Source organism: Bradyrhizobium sp. Pha-3, from assembly GCF_042258615.1.
GTDB lineage: Bacteria > Pseudomonadota > Alphaproteobacteria > Rhizobiales > Xanthobacteraceae > Bradyrhizobium.
On the sequence record NZ_CP170152.1, the window covers coordinates 3,943,977 to 3,958,961 of the forward strand.

General features: G+C 64.3%; 14 protein-coding genes. 6 read left to right on the forward strand and 8 right to left on the reverse strand.

Annotation, left to right across the window (positions count from 1 at the left end):
* Positions 1–65 precede the first annotated feature (65 nt).
* From ACE10Z_RS18535 to ACE10Z_RS18545, 3 genes are all read left to right on the forward strand, one after another.
* On the forward strand, positions 66–911 hold the full coding sequence (locus tag ACE10Z_RS18535; protein WP_375789201.1) for a DUF3313 domain-containing protein: 846 nt from the start codon (positions 66–68) through the stop codon (positions 909–911).
* A 186-nt stretch (positions 912–1,097) separates the two neighbouring features.
* Positions 1,098–4,460: an adenylate/guanylate cyclase domain-containing protein gene (locus tag ACE10Z_RS18540; RefSeq protein ID WP_375789202.1), complete on the forward strand. Its 3,363-nt coding sequence runs from the start codon at positions 1,098–1,100 to the stop codon at positions 4,458–4,460.
* A 253-nt stretch (positions 4,461–4,713) separates the two neighbouring features.
* Positions 4,714–5,493 carry a Crp/Fnr family transcriptional regulator gene (locus ACE10Z_RS18545; protein ID WP_375789203.1) on the forward strand — a complete coding sequence of 260 codons (780 nt, stop codon included), beginning with the start codon at positions 4,714–4,716 and terminating at the stop codon, positions 5,491–5,493.
* 17 nt (positions 5,494–5,510) lie between these two features.
* Here the strand turns inward: ACE10Z_RS18545 and ACE10Z_RS18550 are convergent, their stop codons facing one another.
* From ACE10Z_RS18550 to groES, 5 genes are all read right to left on the reverse strand, one after another.
* The gene (locus ACE10Z_RS18550; RefSeq protein ID WP_342728233.1) at positions 5,511–5,708 is read right to left on the reverse strand and encodes a hypothetical protein; all 198 of its coding nucleotides are present in this window, start codon (positions 5,706–5,708) and stop codon (positions 5,511–5,513) included.
* A gap of 40 nt (positions 5,709–5,748) precedes the next feature.
* On the reverse strand, positions 5,749–5,964 hold the full coding sequence (locus tag ACE10Z_RS18555) for a hypothetical protein (RefSeq protein ID WP_375789204.1): 216 nt from the start codon (positions 5,962–5,964) through the stop codon (positions 5,749–5,751).
* Between the two features lie 216 nt (positions 5,965–6,180).
* Positions 6,181–6,315, reverse strand: a complete 135-nt coding sequence (locus ACE10Z_RS18560; RefSeq protein ID WP_375789205.1) for a hypothetical protein — start codon at positions 6,313–6,315, stop codon at positions 6,181–6,183.
* Between the two features lie 455 nt (positions 6,316–6,770).
* Complete coding sequence (groL, locus tag ACE10Z_RS18565) at positions 6,771–8,411, reverse strand: chaperonin GroEL (RefSeq protein WP_223976311.1); 1,641 nt, start codon at positions 8,409–8,411, stop codon at positions 6,771–6,773.
* A 43-nt stretch (positions 8,412–8,454) separates the two neighbouring features.
* Complete coding sequence (gene groES / locus ACE10Z_RS18570) at positions 8,455–8,769, reverse strand: co-chaperone GroES (RefSeq protein WP_097674118.1); 315 nt, start codon at positions 8,767–8,769, stop codon at positions 8,455–8,457.
* A 391-nt stretch (positions 8,770–9,160) separates the two neighbouring features.
* Between groES and ACE10Z_RS18575 the strand changes: the two genes are divergently transcribed.
* A complete protein-coding gene (locus ACE10Z_RS18575) occupies positions 9,161–9,451 on the forward strand; it encodes an usg protein (RefSeq protein ID WP_106329501.1) in 291 nt (96 codons plus the stop codon).
* Positions 9,452–9,560: 109 nt separating this feature from the next.
* Positions 9,561–10,133 carry a cupin domain-containing protein gene (locus ACE10Z_RS18580; protein WP_375789206.1) on the forward strand — a complete coding sequence of 191 codons (573 nt, stop codon included), beginning with the start codon at positions 9,561–9,563 and terminating at the stop codon, positions 10,131–10,133.
* Between the two features lie 185 nt (positions 10,134–10,318).
* Here ACE10Z_RS18580 and ACE10Z_RS18585 read toward each other — a convergent pair whose 3' ends face one another.
* Positions 10,319–11,575, reverse strand: coding sequence for a NupC/NupG family nucleoside CNT transporter (locus tag ACE10Z_RS18585; RefSeq protein WP_375789207.1), 1,257 nt, complete (start codon positions 11,573–11,575; stop codon positions 10,319–10,321).
* A gap of 115 nt (positions 11,576–11,690) precedes the next feature.
* Here ACE10Z_RS18585 and ACE10Z_RS18590 point away from each other — a divergent pair, with 115 nt between their 5' ends.
* Entirely contained in the window at positions 11,691–12,914 is a 1,224-nt protein-coding gene (locus tag ACE10Z_RS18590; protein WP_375789208.1) for an MFS transporter, read from the forward strand.
* Positions 12,915–13,429: 515 nt separating this feature from the next.
* On the opposite strand, the gene ACE10Z_RS18595 is transcribed toward ACE10Z_RS18590, so the two are convergent.
* Positions 13,430–14,191 (reverse strand): SDR family oxidoreductase, encoded by a 762-nt coding sequence (locus ACE10Z_RS18595; RefSeq protein WP_223976325.1) that lies wholly within the window; start codon positions 14,189–14,191, stop codon positions 13,430–13,432.
* A gap of 12 nt (positions 14,192–14,203) precedes the next feature.
* Positions 14,204–14,965: a peptidase gene (locus ACE10Z_RS18600; RefSeq protein ID WP_375789209.1), complete on the reverse strand. Its 762-nt coding sequence runs from the start codon at positions 14,963–14,965 to the stop codon at positions 14,204–14,206.
* Positions 14,966–14,985 lie beyond the last annotated feature (20 nt).

The window sequence follows — 14,985 nt, forward strand, 5'->3', positions numbered from 1 at the left end:
GTGCCCCAATGACAACCTGCTTGCGCGTAGGCCGGATCAAACCGATTCCGGCGGCAAATGGATTCGTGAGCAAGCGGGGGGCATTCTTCCGCGCCTTTGCGGCGGCGAACCTGCTCGGTCTTTTGGTCTCGGGCTGCGCGACGGCGACGCTGGATCAGGCCGGTTCACTGCGCTCCTACGACAATATGGAGCAATCGGACGGGATGTTGACCCGTTCGAAGCTGCGGGTGAGCAAGGACGCGGTGCTGGCGGCGAAGACGATCAGGATCGTGCCCACCGTGTTCTCCGACGGAACGGCAGTGCCCTTCACGGCTGCGCAGCGCAGGCTCGTCACCAACGCCGCCGACCGTGCATTGTGTGCGGGCCTGAGCGAACGCTTCTACGTGGTTGCGTCAGAGCCGGCCGACCTGACCGTTCACGCTGTCATCACGCATGTGGTGCCGACCGATCCGACGGCGGTCGGCGTCTCCAAGGGTGTGTCGGTCGCGAAGACGATTCTGTTGCCCGGCGTGCCGGTGCCCGTTCCGCGCATTCCGGTGGGGCTCGGCAGCCTGTCGCTTGAAGCCGAGGCGCGCGATCCGGCCGGACAGCAGAAGGCGGCGATGGTCTGGGGCCGCGCGGCCAATGCCTTCGACAACGGACGGATGTCGGAGGAGGGGGATGCGTACGGCCTTGCGGCATCGTTCGGCGGCGATTTCAGCCAGATGCTGGTCACCGGCGTGACGCCGTTCGGCGGCGTGCCATCGATGCCCTCGATGCAGCGGCTCGGCTTCCTGCTCGGCGGCGCGCCGAAATATCCCGCCTGCGAAGCGTTCGGACGCGCGCCCGGTCTCGTCGGCATGGTCGGCGACAGCGCCGGCGTGCCGCCGGATTGGACCGACAAGGGACCGGTTGCGGCGAAGGTGGAGTGAGGCGGCCGGCACGCATACGAATGTTCGCGTGCACACGGCTGTAACGGGGCACCGCCGTGGCACAATTCGCGTATCCTGCTCTGCGCGGACTTGCCGCAAAACAGAAGGTGCCAGCACAGACAGATTGCGATAACGTCTGTTTGCCGTGGTCCATTCGGCCAGCCGTCAACCCCGTCGGTGAAGCCAATGCAGCAGATTGCGGAATGGCTCGAGAAGCTGGGGCTTGGGCAATACGCGCTGCGTTTTGCCGAGAACGGCATCGATGTTGGTGTTCTTCCCGAATTGACGGATGAAGACTTCGACAGGCTCGGGGTCCTGCTCGGCCATCGCCGCAAGATGCTGCGTGCCATCGCCGATTTCAATCAAACCGAACTGATCGCCGCGCCGGCTCCATCGCACGATGCCGAGCGACGCCATCTCACCGTGATGTTCTGCGACCTGGTCGGCTCGACGGCCTTGTCGGCGCGTCTCGATCCCGAGGACATGTGGGAGGTGATCCGCGCCTATCGCGCGGCCTGTGCGCGGGTCATCGCGACATATGATGGCGTCGTTGCCAGATTTATCGGCGACGGGATCCTCGCATATTTCGGCTACCCACGTGCGCATGAAGACGATGCGGAGCGCGCGGTGCGCGCCGGCCTCGACGTCATCGCCGCGATCGGCAAGCTCGAGACCCGCGCGGACGAGGGGGTCGCGGTGCGGATCGCGATTGCGAGCGGGCTCGTCGTGGTCGGCGACCTCGTCTCCGGCGGTGCATCGGAGGAGCAGGCGCTGGTCGGCGATGCGCCGAACGTCGCCGCGCGGCTGCAGAGCCTGGCGGAGCCGGGTGTGGTCGTCGTGGCCTCCTCGACACGCCGGCTGCTCGGCAATCTGTTCACGCTTCGCAACCTCGGTCGCCGCGAGGTCAAGGGTATCTCCGAGCCGATCGCGGTGTGGGCTGTCGAAGGCGAGCCGGCATCGGAAAGCCGTTTCGAGGCCGTGCGGACCGCGCGCTCGATCGGCTTTGTCGGCCGCAAGGCGGAGATCGAATTTGCATTGTCGCGCCAGCAACTGGCGTGGCAGGGCCAGGGCCAGGCGGTGCTGATATCGGGCGAAGCGGGTATCGGCAAATCCCGCATCGTGGCGATGCTCTCCGACAGCCTCGTGCCCGAGACGTACTGCCGGGTGCGCTATCAATGCTCGCCCTATCATACCAACAGCGCGCTGCATCCCTTCGTCGCCCAGCTCGAGCGTGCCGCCGGCATCCGCCTGGAAGATGTGCCGGAGCAGAAATTGGACAAGCTCGAGGCCATGCTGGCGCTCGGGACGCAGCATGTGCCCGGCGTGACACCGCTGATCGCGGCGCTGCTGTCGATCCCGACCGGTGAACGCTATCCGCCGCTCGGCCTGAGCCCGGCGCAGCAGCGGCGGCAGACATTCGCAGCGCTGCTCGACCAGCTCGAGGGCCTTGCCCGGAAGCAGCCGGTGCTTGTCGTCTGCGAAGACGTGCATTGGGCCGATGCCACGTCGCTCGAATTGCTCGACCTTGCGGTCGACCGGATCAGGGGACTGCCGATCCTTATGCTGATGACATTCAGGCCCGAGTTCGAACCGCCGTGGGCGGGGCTCGCCAATGTCAGCCTGCTGCGGCTGGATCGGCTCGACCGGCAGGACACGCGCGCCCTGATCGAGCAGGTGACTGTCGGCCGGTTGCTACCCGGCGAGATGATAACACAGATCATCGAGCGGACGGATGGTGTGCCGCTGTTCGTCGAGGAGCTGACCAAGATGGTCATGGAGTCGGGGCTGCTCGTCGAGAATGCCGGACGCTACCGCCTCGACAATCCGCTGCCGCCGCTGGCGATCCCGGCGACGCTGCAGGACTCGTTGATGGCCCGGCTCGACCGCCTGGCGCCGGTCAAGGAGGTGGCGCAGATCGGCGCAGCGATCGGCCGTGAGTTCTCATACGCGCTGCTGCGCAGCGTGGCCGGTCGCGATGATCTGACGCTTGCCGCGGCGCTCGCCCAGCTCGAGGAGGCGGAGTTGCTGTTGCGTCGGGGCACGCCGCCGGATGCAAGCTACAGTTTCAGACACGCATTGGTCCAGGAAGCGGCTTACGAGAGCTTGCTCAAGAGCCGCCGGCAATTGCTCCACAAGCAGATCGGCGATGTGCTGCGCGCCAAGTTTGCCGAGATCGCCGAGATCGAGCCGGAAGTCGTTGCGTATCATTTCACCGAGGCGGGGCTCGGCCAGACCGCGCTGGCGTGGTGGCGCAAAGCCGGTCAGCAGGCGCTGAAGCGCTCGGCCTATTGCGAGGCGATCGCACATCTCGGCAAGGCGGTCGCCATCGCCGATGAACTGCCCGACGAGCGGGGTCGGATGATCGGCCGGCTCCATCTGCAAATCGCCTACGGCCGCGCGCTGCGGGGCAGTCTTGGGCACAGCGCCCCCGAGACGGTGGCCGCCTGGACGCGAGCCCGGCGGTTCGCCTCTGACATTGACGATCCAATCGAACTGGCGCCGATCCAGTCGGGCCTCTTCAACGCCTGCTTGACCCACGGTGAGCTCGCGCCGATGCGGGAGTTGGCGGAGGCGATCATGGGCGCGGCGGAACGGCATCCGGAATCGCCGGTGGCGACGATCGTCGCGGGCTGGACCAACGGAGTGACCTGCTGGTTTGCGGGCGACTATCTGAGCGCGGGCATCCATCTCGAGAAGGCGTTGGCTGCCTATGCGACCGAGCCGGATCCGGCAACGTTCAAGGCGTCGACGCTCGATCTGCCGTTCGTCATCATGAGATTCCTGGCGCTCGTGCTCTGGCCGCGTGGCGAGATCGATCGAGCCCGGCAGCTCGCGGGCGCGGCGGTGAGCGTCTCCGGAGAACAGCGCGCGCTCGCGCGTGCCAATGCGCTGGTTCACAAGGCCGTTTTCGACGGGCTGTGCGGCAGCCGGTTGCGGCAGACCGAGACGATCCTTGCCCTCGGACTGGCGCAGGATCACACGATGCCGCTGTATGTCGCCGCCGGCACCTATCTTAATGGCTTGGCGAAGTGGCGTGCCGGCGACCTGGCGGCAGGTCTCGCGGAGATGCAGCGCGGCTGGACATTGCTTCACGAGAACGACTGCTACCTCTGTGATCCCTTCTGGGGACTGCATATCGCGGTGGCGAACGCGGACGCAGGGCATGTCGAGGCGGGGCTCGACATCATCAACGAGCTGATCGACGCGACGGAGCAGTCCGGGCAGCACTGGCTGGATGCCGAGCTGTACCGTGTATTGGGCGAATTGCGGTCGCGTCGCGACACCCCTGACATCTCTGGCGCCGAGGATGCCTTCCGCCGCGCCATTGAGATTGCTCGAAGGCAGCAGACGAAGACGTTCGAACTGCGCAGCGCGCTGGGACTTGCCCGTCTTTGCAGTTGCAGCGATCGGGCAGACGAGATGTCTCAATTGTTGTCGCCGGTGCTCGCCAGCTTCGACGCGGCGCTCGATCTTGCCGAAATCGACGACGCACAGAAGCTGCTCACGCAGGCGCGTTGGCGGCCTGACCACCGCTCGCGCGCGTCCTGACTGACGACGCACTGGAGCGGTCAGACCGTCGGGCGCGGCGCTTGCGGGGCTCGAAAATTGGAACTCTTGGGTTCCCGAAGTTTTACGGTGCGACTATGCTCATTTTGCTGTTGCGTCCGGCAGCGCATTTGCATCTAACTATTTCGGATCGTGTCGCAGGGAATTCCGCCGCGCGGTCAAGTGTTTGGAATTCGTTGTTTGGCCTGTGTTCGAGTGAGTTTGCTTTGCGACCCTTCATCACGAGTTCCCGCAGGTGAGCATTTCCGGCGGAAGTCGTAATCGTCTTCTAGCAACATTGTCGCCGGCGGATTTGGACCTCCTGAGGCCCGAGCTGGAGACTGTCGCGCTCGAACAGGATGAGGTTCTGGCGCGCGCCGGCGACGAGATCGACTACGTCTTCTTTCCCCACAGCGGGGCGATCTTGTTGATGATCGACATGGCGGATGGGCACACGGTCGCGACCGGTGTGGTCGGAAACGAAGGGGCCGTGGGCAGCCTTTCGGTGCTCGGAGCGTCACCGTCAGGCATCACCGCAGTCGTCCGTGCTGCTGGTATGGCCTCGCGGGTTCCCGCGTCGCGCTTTCATGCCGCTTTCGTCCGCAGTCCCGGGATCCGGCAGGCGATCCAAAAGCACGTCAGAGCGATGCTGATCCAGTTTCAGCTCGGGTCCGCCTGCAATGCGCTCCATCCGGTCGAGGCGCGGATGGCGCGCTGGCTGCTCCAGCTTCGCGAACGCGTCGACAGCGACGTCCTCCCGTTGACCCAGCACGCGCTGTCGCAAATCCTGGGCGTACGGCGAACAACGGTGACGTTGCTGATGGGCAATCTGCGCAAGCGCGGTGCGATCAGGTCCGATCAACGAGGCCGGATCGAAATCGACCGGGGGCGGCTGGTGGCGGCGGCGTGCGAATGCCATCGCGTCATGCGTCTTGAGGCCGAGGAGATATTCTCGGGTGGCAAGGCTCGAGCTCGAGGAATGGCTCCGGCCGACGATCTCCGCATCTCGGAAATCGAGGCGGACGACACCGTGTGAGCGCGTTCCCGGCGCGATCAGCTTGCTGGCCGCCGATCACGCTTCCGCGCTGAGGAGGATGCCGCCTCGAGCTTCGCAATCTCGCGCAGCACGTGCGCCGTCTCGCGCAATTCATTGCGCTCGGGGCCCGGCTTCAGCCGTCGTGCTTCATGGAGAAAGTCCTTGGCCTGCAGCAGCCAGGCAGACGTTTCCGTTGAGTTCTGCGCATGCGCCATGGTGTCCCTCCATCGCGATCATCAAGAGTGGTGGCCGGTTTCAGGCCGGTGAACCGGCGCTGCGGCGTTGCCGCACGCGGATGCTCGGCTCGTCGACCCAGGCGTCCCCAGCAAACCAGGCGTGATCGGCGCGGCAAAATGGGCAAGGGGTGCGCGAGAAGAACACCGTACTGCGTCGAAAGCTCTCGCGATCGGTTTTGATCCCGGTGGAGATCGCGTGCCCGGTTTGCGGACATTTGACCATGACCATGCCCATGTGAGCCTCCCTCCCATATTGTTCTTTTGGTCTTGCAGAAAAGCTCCGGCCGGTTGGATTGGCCTCAGGTCGGTGCGGGGTAGTTGGGGGCATCTCGCACCTGCGGCGGTTGACAGAGCATTGGGCAGTGGGGGCTGCATGCTCGTCACTGGGCTTTTTCCAACCGGCCAGATTCCTCCTCAAACGAATCCTCGATGTGAGTTGAACGCCGCTTTTTCAGGCGGCTTGGCGAAGCACCTCGGCAAATCGTTTCCTGGCTGGTTCGCGTGCTTTCGTCACGCCCGCCTGGTCGAACGGGTGGCTCGACGACGGCATCTCGAAGCGACGCGTGCCCTTCACGATGACTTTCATTTGGCTTTCGCTCACCGCACAGCCTCCCGCTCAAGCGCAAGCATTCTCCGCAACGCTTGCCCGCGTCACGGGAGCTGACGCTCCGTGCTCGATTCAGATTTTTGAGTGAACTTCGATCCTGTCCCGAGCTTACTGTGCGGGACGAGGCCGAGACTGTCGGTTCGGTTTGCGACTCTCGCCGATAATTTTTTTGAGAATGTCAACCCGAACGAACATGGGTTTATGGGGAGTGCTGTGCATAAGTGAATGCTGCCGTGAGCGGCAGCGTGCCTTCTCCAGCGCGAGGTCGCGCAGAACACCCACATTGAGCGCGCTGCAACAAGTGCTCGGTCAGCTTCCCAAACAAAAACCCCGGCATCGCTGCCGGGGTTTTGCATTTCGTCGTCGTTGAGCGAGATCCCGGCTCTGCGGTGCACCGCTTTGCGCTGCACCGCGTCCGGGACGACTTCGTCGTCTTAGAAGTCCATGCCGCCCATGCCGCCGCCCGGAGGCATCGCGGGGCCGCCGGCGTTCTTCTTCGGCAGCTCGGCAACCATGGCTTCCGTGGTAATCAGCAGCGCGGCAACCGAGGCAGCGTTCTGGATCGCGGTACGGACGACCTTGGTCGGGTCGATGATGCCCTTCTTGACCAGATCGGCGTAGTCGCCGGTCTGGGAGTCGAAGCCGTAATTGTAGGCCTTGTTCTCCAGGATCTTGCCGACGATGACCGAGCCGTCTTCACCGGCGTTGATCGCGATCTGGCGAGCCGGAGACGACAGCGCCTTGCGCACGATCTCGACGCCGGTCTTCTGGTCGTCGTTCTTGGTGCGCAGGCCCTTGAGCTGCTCGGAAGCACGGAGCAGAGCGACGCCGCCGCCCGGGACGATGCCTTCCTCGACAGCCGCACGGGTTGCATGCATCGCGTCATCAACGCGATCCTTGCGCTCCTTCACCTCGACTTCGGTCGCACCGCCGACGCGGATCACCGCGACGCCGCCTGCGAGCTTGGCGAGACGCTCCTGCAGCTTCTCACGGTCGTAGTCCGAGGTGGTCTCCTCGATCTGCGCCTTGATCTGGGCAACGCGGGCGTCGATGTCGGCCTTCTTGCCGGCGCCGTTGACGATCGTGGTGTTTTCCTTGTCGATCATCACCTTCTTGGCGCGACCGAGCATCTGCAGCGTGACGTTCTCGAGCTTGATGCCGAGGTCTTCCGAGATGGCCTGGCCGCCGGTCAGGATCGCGATGTCCTGCAGCATGGCCTTGCGGCGATCGCCGAAGCCCGGAGCCTTGACGGCCGCGACCTTCAGGCCGCCACGCAGGCGGTTGACGACGAGGGTGGCGAGGGCTTCGCCTTCGACGTCTTCGGCGACGATGACCAGCGGCTTGCCGGTCTGCACCACGGCCTCGAGCAGCGGCAGCAGCTCGTTCAGCGAGGAGAGCTTCTTCTCGTTGATGAGGATGTAGGCGTCGTCCATCTCAACGCGCATCTTGTCGGCGTTGGTGACGAAGTAGGGCGAGATGTAGCCGCGGTCGAACTGCATGCCCTCGACGACGTCGAGTTCGGTCTCGAGCGACTTGGCTTCCTCGACCGTGATCACGCCCTCGTTGCCGACCTTCTTCATGGCGTCGGCGAGGAACTTGCCGATCTCGGCATCGCCGTTGGCCGAAATGGTTCCGACCTGGGCGATCTCCTCGTTCGAGGTGACCTTCTTCGAGTTCTTCTGGAGGTCCGCAACGACGGCTTCGACCGCGAGGTCGATACCGCGCTTCAGATCCATCGGGTTCATGCCGGCGGCAACCGACTTGGCGCCTTCACGCACGATCGCCTGGGCGAGCACGGTGGCGGTGGTGGTACCGTCGCCGGCCGCGTCAGCGGACTTGGAGGCGACTTCGCGCACCATCTGGGCGCCCATGTTCTCGAACTTGTCCTCGAGCTCGATCTCCTTGGCGACGGTGACGCCGTCCTTGGTGATGCGGGGAGCGCCGAACGACTTCTCGAGCACGACGTTGCGGCCCTTCGGGCCGAGAGTGACCTTCACCGCATTGGCGAGGATGTCGACGCCGCGCAGCATCTTGTCGCGCGCATCGACGGAGAATTTGACTTCTTTAGCTGCCATCTGAATTTTTCCTTGAGAGGTTTACCTGGGAGGGAAGAGGCGCTTAGGCCGCCTTCTTCTTGGAAGCGGGGACGTCGAGCACGCCCATGATGTCGCTTTCCTTCATGATCAGCAGGTCTTCACCGTCGATCTTGACCTCGGTGCCGGACCACTTGCCGAACAGGACGCGGTCGCCGACCTTGATGTCGATGGGGATCAGCTTGCCAGCTTCGTCGCGGCCGCCCGGGCCGACGGCGATGACTTCGCCCTGCGAGGGCTTTTCCTTGGCGCTGTCCGGAATGATGATGCCGCCAGCAGTCTTCTCTTCGGCGTCGATACGCTTGACCACGACGCGGTCGTGAAGCGGACGGAATTTCATGCAGTCCTCCTAAACGTTTGCATATGCTGTAGATTTTTGGAGAGTTAGCAGTCCAGTCCGGCGAGTGCCAGACCGACTGGGCAGGAGATAGGCCAAGCCTTGGCGGCGGGCAAGTGGCTCTAGCAGAAAAATTGGCACTCGCGAATGACAGCTGCCAGGATCATTTTGGGATCATTTCGGCATCCTTAATGCCGCCCGGCGGTGGTCTCCGGGGCTATTAGCAGACGCGGTAAGCTGCTGCTAACGCAAGATATTTCAACAACCTATTAAACATTTAGGCTTGAGATGGGTTAGTCGCGTGGTCACATTTCTATCATGTGAGCGCATCCATTGCCGGTGGTCCGGCGGGGGTCGGCCGCCATGTGAATGCGCTCCGTCACAGGAGGTTGGCATGGTCTCGCGAGTTGGTGGGGTTGTTTCCGACGATTTCCGGAAGCAGTTGCTGGGGTATGGACTGACGACGGCGCAAATCCTGTATCGGATGCCGGACCATCCCTCGTTGCTGCAAACCTATGTCTGGCAGAACTACGACCTGTTTCCGAAATTTCCGGCGCTGCAGGATTTCCTCGCCTTCTGGCAGGAGAAGCTCGAAGGCCCGCTGTTTTCGGTGACGGTGGCGCATTCCAAGCTGGTCAAGCCGGCCGAACTGCGCGCCGTCGACGGCGTGTTCCGGCTGCATTGATCCGCAAAGCGGCAAGGCAAGGGGCGAGGCGCGGCATGCGCCTTTGCCCACCTCGCGCGGCGCGACTTGTGTTAGCCTTCGCCTGTCACAAAAAGACGGGAGGCGAACAATGGCCAAGAACAAGAAGACGGCATCAAGATCCGCAGCCAAGACCGCGGTGAAGAAGAAGTGGTCGGGGCTCGGCGCCGGCGCCAAGAAGTCGTCCGCGAAATCTTCCGCGCGCAAGACCATCAAGTCCAAGGGCCGCGTCACCGCGGCCAAGAAGAGCGCGCCCAAGGCAACGACTCGGGCCAAGCCGAAGCAGCGCGTCGCCATCAGCCATCACCGCGAAGAGGATTTCAAGGCCGACGGACTGCGCGCCTATGCCAAGTATCGCGACCTCGGCATTGCCGCCGCCTCGAACGGCCTCGCGCAGGCGCACGTCATCCGGCTGCAGGGACCGTGCAATCCGGACGAGGTGTCGAAGCTGCACTTCCACGACGTCGACTTCCAGATGGTCTATGTGCTCAAGGGCTGGGTGAAGACCTACATGGAAGGCGAAGGCGAGACGCTGATGAAAGAGGGCAGCGCCTGGACCCAGCCGCCGCGCATCCGGCACATGATCCTGGACTGCTCCGACGACGTCGAACTGCTGGAAGTGATCCTGCCGGCCGAGTTCAAGACGGTGGAGCTGAAGGCGTAAGGCTCACTGCGTCATGGCCGGGCTTGACCCGGCCATCCATCTAGCTTCGCAAGAGTCGTCGTTGATCGATGGATGCCCGGGTCAAGCCCGGGCATGACGAAATTGTAGCCCGGATGGAGCGAAGCGAAATCCGGGATTCGCGCCCGCAGTCAGACGGTCCCGGATTGCGCTTCGCTTCATCCGGGCTACGGCTGCGTCAACACGCCCACGATCGCCCCCATCAGGCACGTCGTCAGCGTGCCCGAGACGATCGACTTCAGGCCGAGCGCGTTGATCTCGTCGCGCCGCCCGGGCGCCATGATGCCGAGGCCGCCGATCATGATGCCGAGGCTCGCGAAGTTGGCAAAACCGCACATCGCGTAGAGCATGATCAGCCGCGAGCGCGGATCGAGCGCGTCGGGGCCGAGCTTCGACAGGTCGACATAGGCGATCAGCTCGTTCAGCACGGTCTTGGTGCCCATCAGGCTTCCCGCCGTGATTGCCTGCGGCCACGGCAGGCCCATCAGCCAGCACACCGGCGCCATGAGATAACCAAGCAGTCGCTGGAGCGAAATCTTCGCGCCGCCGACCTCCGGCAGCAGGCCGATGATCACGTTGACGAGATAGACCAGCGCGACCAGCACCAGCAGCATCGCGATGATGTTCATCAGGAGCTCGAGCCCGGCCGCGGTGCCCTTGACGATCGCGTCCATCGTCGAGGAGACCTGGACATCGGGATCGTCGAGCGATCCGCCGGTGCGCTTGTCCGACGTCTCGGGAATCATGATCAGGCTGATCAGGATCGCGGCCGGCGCGCCGAGCACCGAGGCGATGACGAAATGCGCGGCCGCATCGGGAATCAGCGGTGCGAGCAGCGTCGCGTAGAGCACCAGCACGGTGCCTGCGATCCCGGCCATGCCGCCGGTCATCACCAGAAACAATTCGCTGCGGGTCAGCTGTGCCAGATAGGGGCGGATGAAGAGCGGGGCCTCCACCATGCCGAGGAAGATGTTGGCCGCGGTCGAGAGCCCGACCGCGCCGCCGACGCCGAGCGTGCGCTCGAGAATCCAGGCCATGCCGCGCACCACCGGCGGCAGCACGCGCCAGTAGAACAACAGCGTCGTCAGCACGCTCATGACCAGCACGATCGGCAGCGCCTGGAAGGCGAGGATGAAATCCGAACCCGGCGCCTTGGGATCGAACGGCGCCGGACCGCCGCCGACATAACCGAACACGAAGGCGGTGCCGGCGCGCGTCGCAGCCGCGATGGCGCCGACGGCATCGTTGATCGCGCCGAACGCCTGCGTCACCAGCGGCACCTTGATCAACACCAGCGCGGTCACGACCGTGACGACGAGCCCGATCGCCGCCTGCCGCAACGACACCATCAGACGATTCTCGCTCAACGCCCAGGCGATCAGGAGTAACGCCACCACACCGAACGCCGATTGCAACTGCAGCATCACGCCCCCAGGAAACTCCGCGGGATTATGGCAGGGGCTTCGCGCAGCGCAATGCTGTTGCGCGTTCAGCTCGCGACCATTGACAAGTTGTAGGCCCTCGGTCACGCCATCTCGCATGTCCTCCGCAACACCGGCCGGCGCCCGCGATCTGCTCGGTCATAGATCTTTCCTGTTCTTCCTGTCGTCGCGCAGCCTGTCGCGCTTCTCCAACCAGATCGCGGCGGTGGCGGTCGGCTGGCAGATTTACGATTTGACCGGCAGTGCTTTTGCCCTCGGCATGGTCGGGCTGGTCCAGTTTTTGCCGACGGCTCTGCTGGTGTTTGTCGCCGGCCATGCCGCCGACCGGTTCGAGCGTCGGCGTGTGGTGCAACTCTGCCAGCTTGCGGAAGTGCTGACCGCGCTTTTCCTCGCGGTGAGCACCTTTGCCGGTACCATCTCCGAGTTGCAGATTTTCGCCGCGACCTTCGTGCTGGGGATTGCCGGTGCGTTCGAGAGTCCGGCGACCGCCGCGCTGCTACCGCTGATCGCTCCGCAAGGTTCGCTGCAGCGCGCGACCGCAATCTCGAGCGGCGCGGCGCAGGTCGCGACCATCACCGGGCCTGCGCTCGGTGGCCTCGCCTACGCAGCGATGCCGGGTATGGCCTACGCCGTGATGACCGTGTTCTGGCTGCTCAGCATGATCCTGACCGGCGGCATCGGCCGGCTGCAGCAAGCGCCGGCAAAGGACGGGGAGGTGTCGGATGACCTGTTTGCCGGCGTCACCTTCGTTCGCAGCAACCCGGCGATCCTTGGCACCATCTCGCTCGATTTGTTCGCGGTGCTGTTCGGCGGCGTCACCGCGCTGCTGCCGATCTATGCGCGCGATATTCTGCAAACCGGCCCGCTCGGCCTCGGCATCCTGCGCGCCGCGCCCGCGGTCGGCGCGCTGCTGATGACCATAGTGCTGGCGCGGCACACCATTAACCGCCGCGTCGGCATGCGCATGTTCCAGTCGGTGATCGTGTTCGGCTTAGCTACGGTGGTGTTCGCGCTGTCGCACTGGATGTGGCTGTCGGCGCTGGCGCTCGCGGTGCTCGGCGCCGCCGATACGATCAGCGTCGTGATCCGTTTTTCGCTGGTGCAGCTCGCCACCCCCGACGAGATGCGCGGCCGCGTCGGCGCGGTGAACTTCCTGTTCATCAACGCTTCGAACCAGCTCGGCCAGTTCGAGAGCGGCGTCACTGCGGCGCTGCTCGGCACCGTGCCGTCGGCCGTGCTCGGCGGCGTCGCCACCGTCGGGATCGCGCTGCTCTGGATGAAGCTGTTCCCGACACTGCGGGATGTGGAGAAGCTGGAGTAGGAGAGTTCTGCATCCGCAGACACAGCCTCATCCTGAGAGGATGTGAGGCCATATCCTCGTCCACCGCTGTCATCGCCCGGCCTGTGCGCAATTGCGCACATGGACCGGGCGATCCAGTACGCCGCGGCCTCTCGGCTCGAGCACTGCGGTCTCTGGAATACTGGATCACCCGCATGCGCGGGTGATGACACCGGGCAAGATGAGCAATCACCCCGTCATCCTGCGGAGAAGCGGCGCGCCAGGCGTCTGCACGATTTCGGAATAATGGAAAAATATCGCTGATTTGCCCGACGTGTCAAGTTGCCGTGTCGAACGCCGATAGCTGCCGGCTACTTTGCATGGGGTTGTTTTCGATATTTTGGCAGTGCGCCCTTGGAACGGCATGCCCGGGACAAGCCCGCCGCGCAATCTCGTGTCCCGGAGCCGGGACCCATCCCATGTACGACGGATCGGGCCGGTGGGCCCCGGTTCAGCAGCGCGTCATTGCATGCCGCGCTGCGCCCGGGGCACGAGAGTTAGCCCCGGCCGACGAACGGCATCTTGGTCGCCATGACCGTCATGAACAGCACGTTGGCGTCGAGCGGCAGGCCGGCCATGTAGGCGACGGCGTCGCCGACCGCCTTGGCGTCCATGCGCGGCTCGTGCTTGGTGGTGCCGTCCGGCTGCAGCACGCCGGGGCCGTTGACCATGCGGTCGGTCATCGGGGTCGCGGCATTGCCGATATCGACCTGGCCGACCGCGATGTCATACATGCGGCCGTCGAGGTTGGAGGCTTTTGTCAGGCCGGTGATGGCGTGCTTGGTCGAGGTGTAGGCCGCCGAGAACGGCCGCGGCGCATGCGCCGAGATCGAGCCGTTGTTGATGATGCGGCCGCCGCGCGGCGTCTGGTCCTTCATGATGCGGAAGGCGTGCTGGGTGCACAGGAACGGCGCGGTGAGGTTGGTGTTGACCACGGCCTGCCACTGCTCGAGTGGCAGATCCTCGAAGTTCACCGGCGGCGCGCCCATGCCGGCATTGTTGAAGAGAACGTCGAGCCGGCCATAGGTCGCCTTCACCTTGTCGAACAGCGCGGCGATCGCAGCCGGATTGGCCATGTCGGCGGTGACGCACAGGCTCTTGCCGGCGGGACCGAGCTTGCTGGTCTCTTCCAGCATCTCCAGGCGGCGCCCGACGAGCACCACGGTATAACCCTTGTCCATCAAAGCGAGCGATGCCGCGCGTCCGACACCGGTGCCGGCGCCCGTCACGAGCGCGATCTTGCTGGTTGCTTCGGTCATCCGAGTTTCCTCTTACTTGGTTTTTGCTTCGGTTTCGTTCTTGTAGGGTGGGCGTGGAATGTTCTGATGCGCCGCGCGCAGCGCCGCCGACCAGCGCGAGCGCAAATCGTGGAAATAGGGCTCGCCGGCCTCGATACGGTGATTGAGGTCGGCCTCGCAGGCGTCGGCGCGCACCACGAGCACGTCGATCGGCAGGCCGACGCCGAGGTTGGAGCGCATCGTCGAATCCATCGAGATCAGCCCCGTTTTGAGCGCCTCGTAGAGCTCGACGTCGTAATGCATGGCGCGGTCGAGCACAGGCTTGCCGTATTTGTGCTCGCCGATCTGCAAATACGGCGTGTCGGTGGTGCATTCGATGAAGTTGCCGGCGGTGTAGACCATGAACAGACGCATCCGCGAGCCCTTGATCTGGCCGCCGAACAGGAACGAGACGTCGAAGGAGATATCCTCCGAACGCAGCGCATCGCCCTCGGTGGCGTGCACCGACCGGATGGCGCGGCCGATCCGCTGCGCTGCCTGGAACATGGTCGGCGCGTTCATCAGCGTCTCGAGCTCGCCGGTGTGCGGATCTTCCATGCCCTCGGTCAGGGTCGACAGCACCGATTGGCTGATCGCGAGATTCCCCGCGCTGGCGATCGCCATGATGCGGTCGCCGGGCTTCTCGAAGATGTGCAGCTTGCGGAAGGTCGAGACGTTGTCGAGGCCGGCATTGGTGCGGGTATCGGCGATCATGACGAGGCCGTCGCGCACCAGAATTCCGCAGCAATAGGTCATTTGCAGTCCTCAAACGGTCC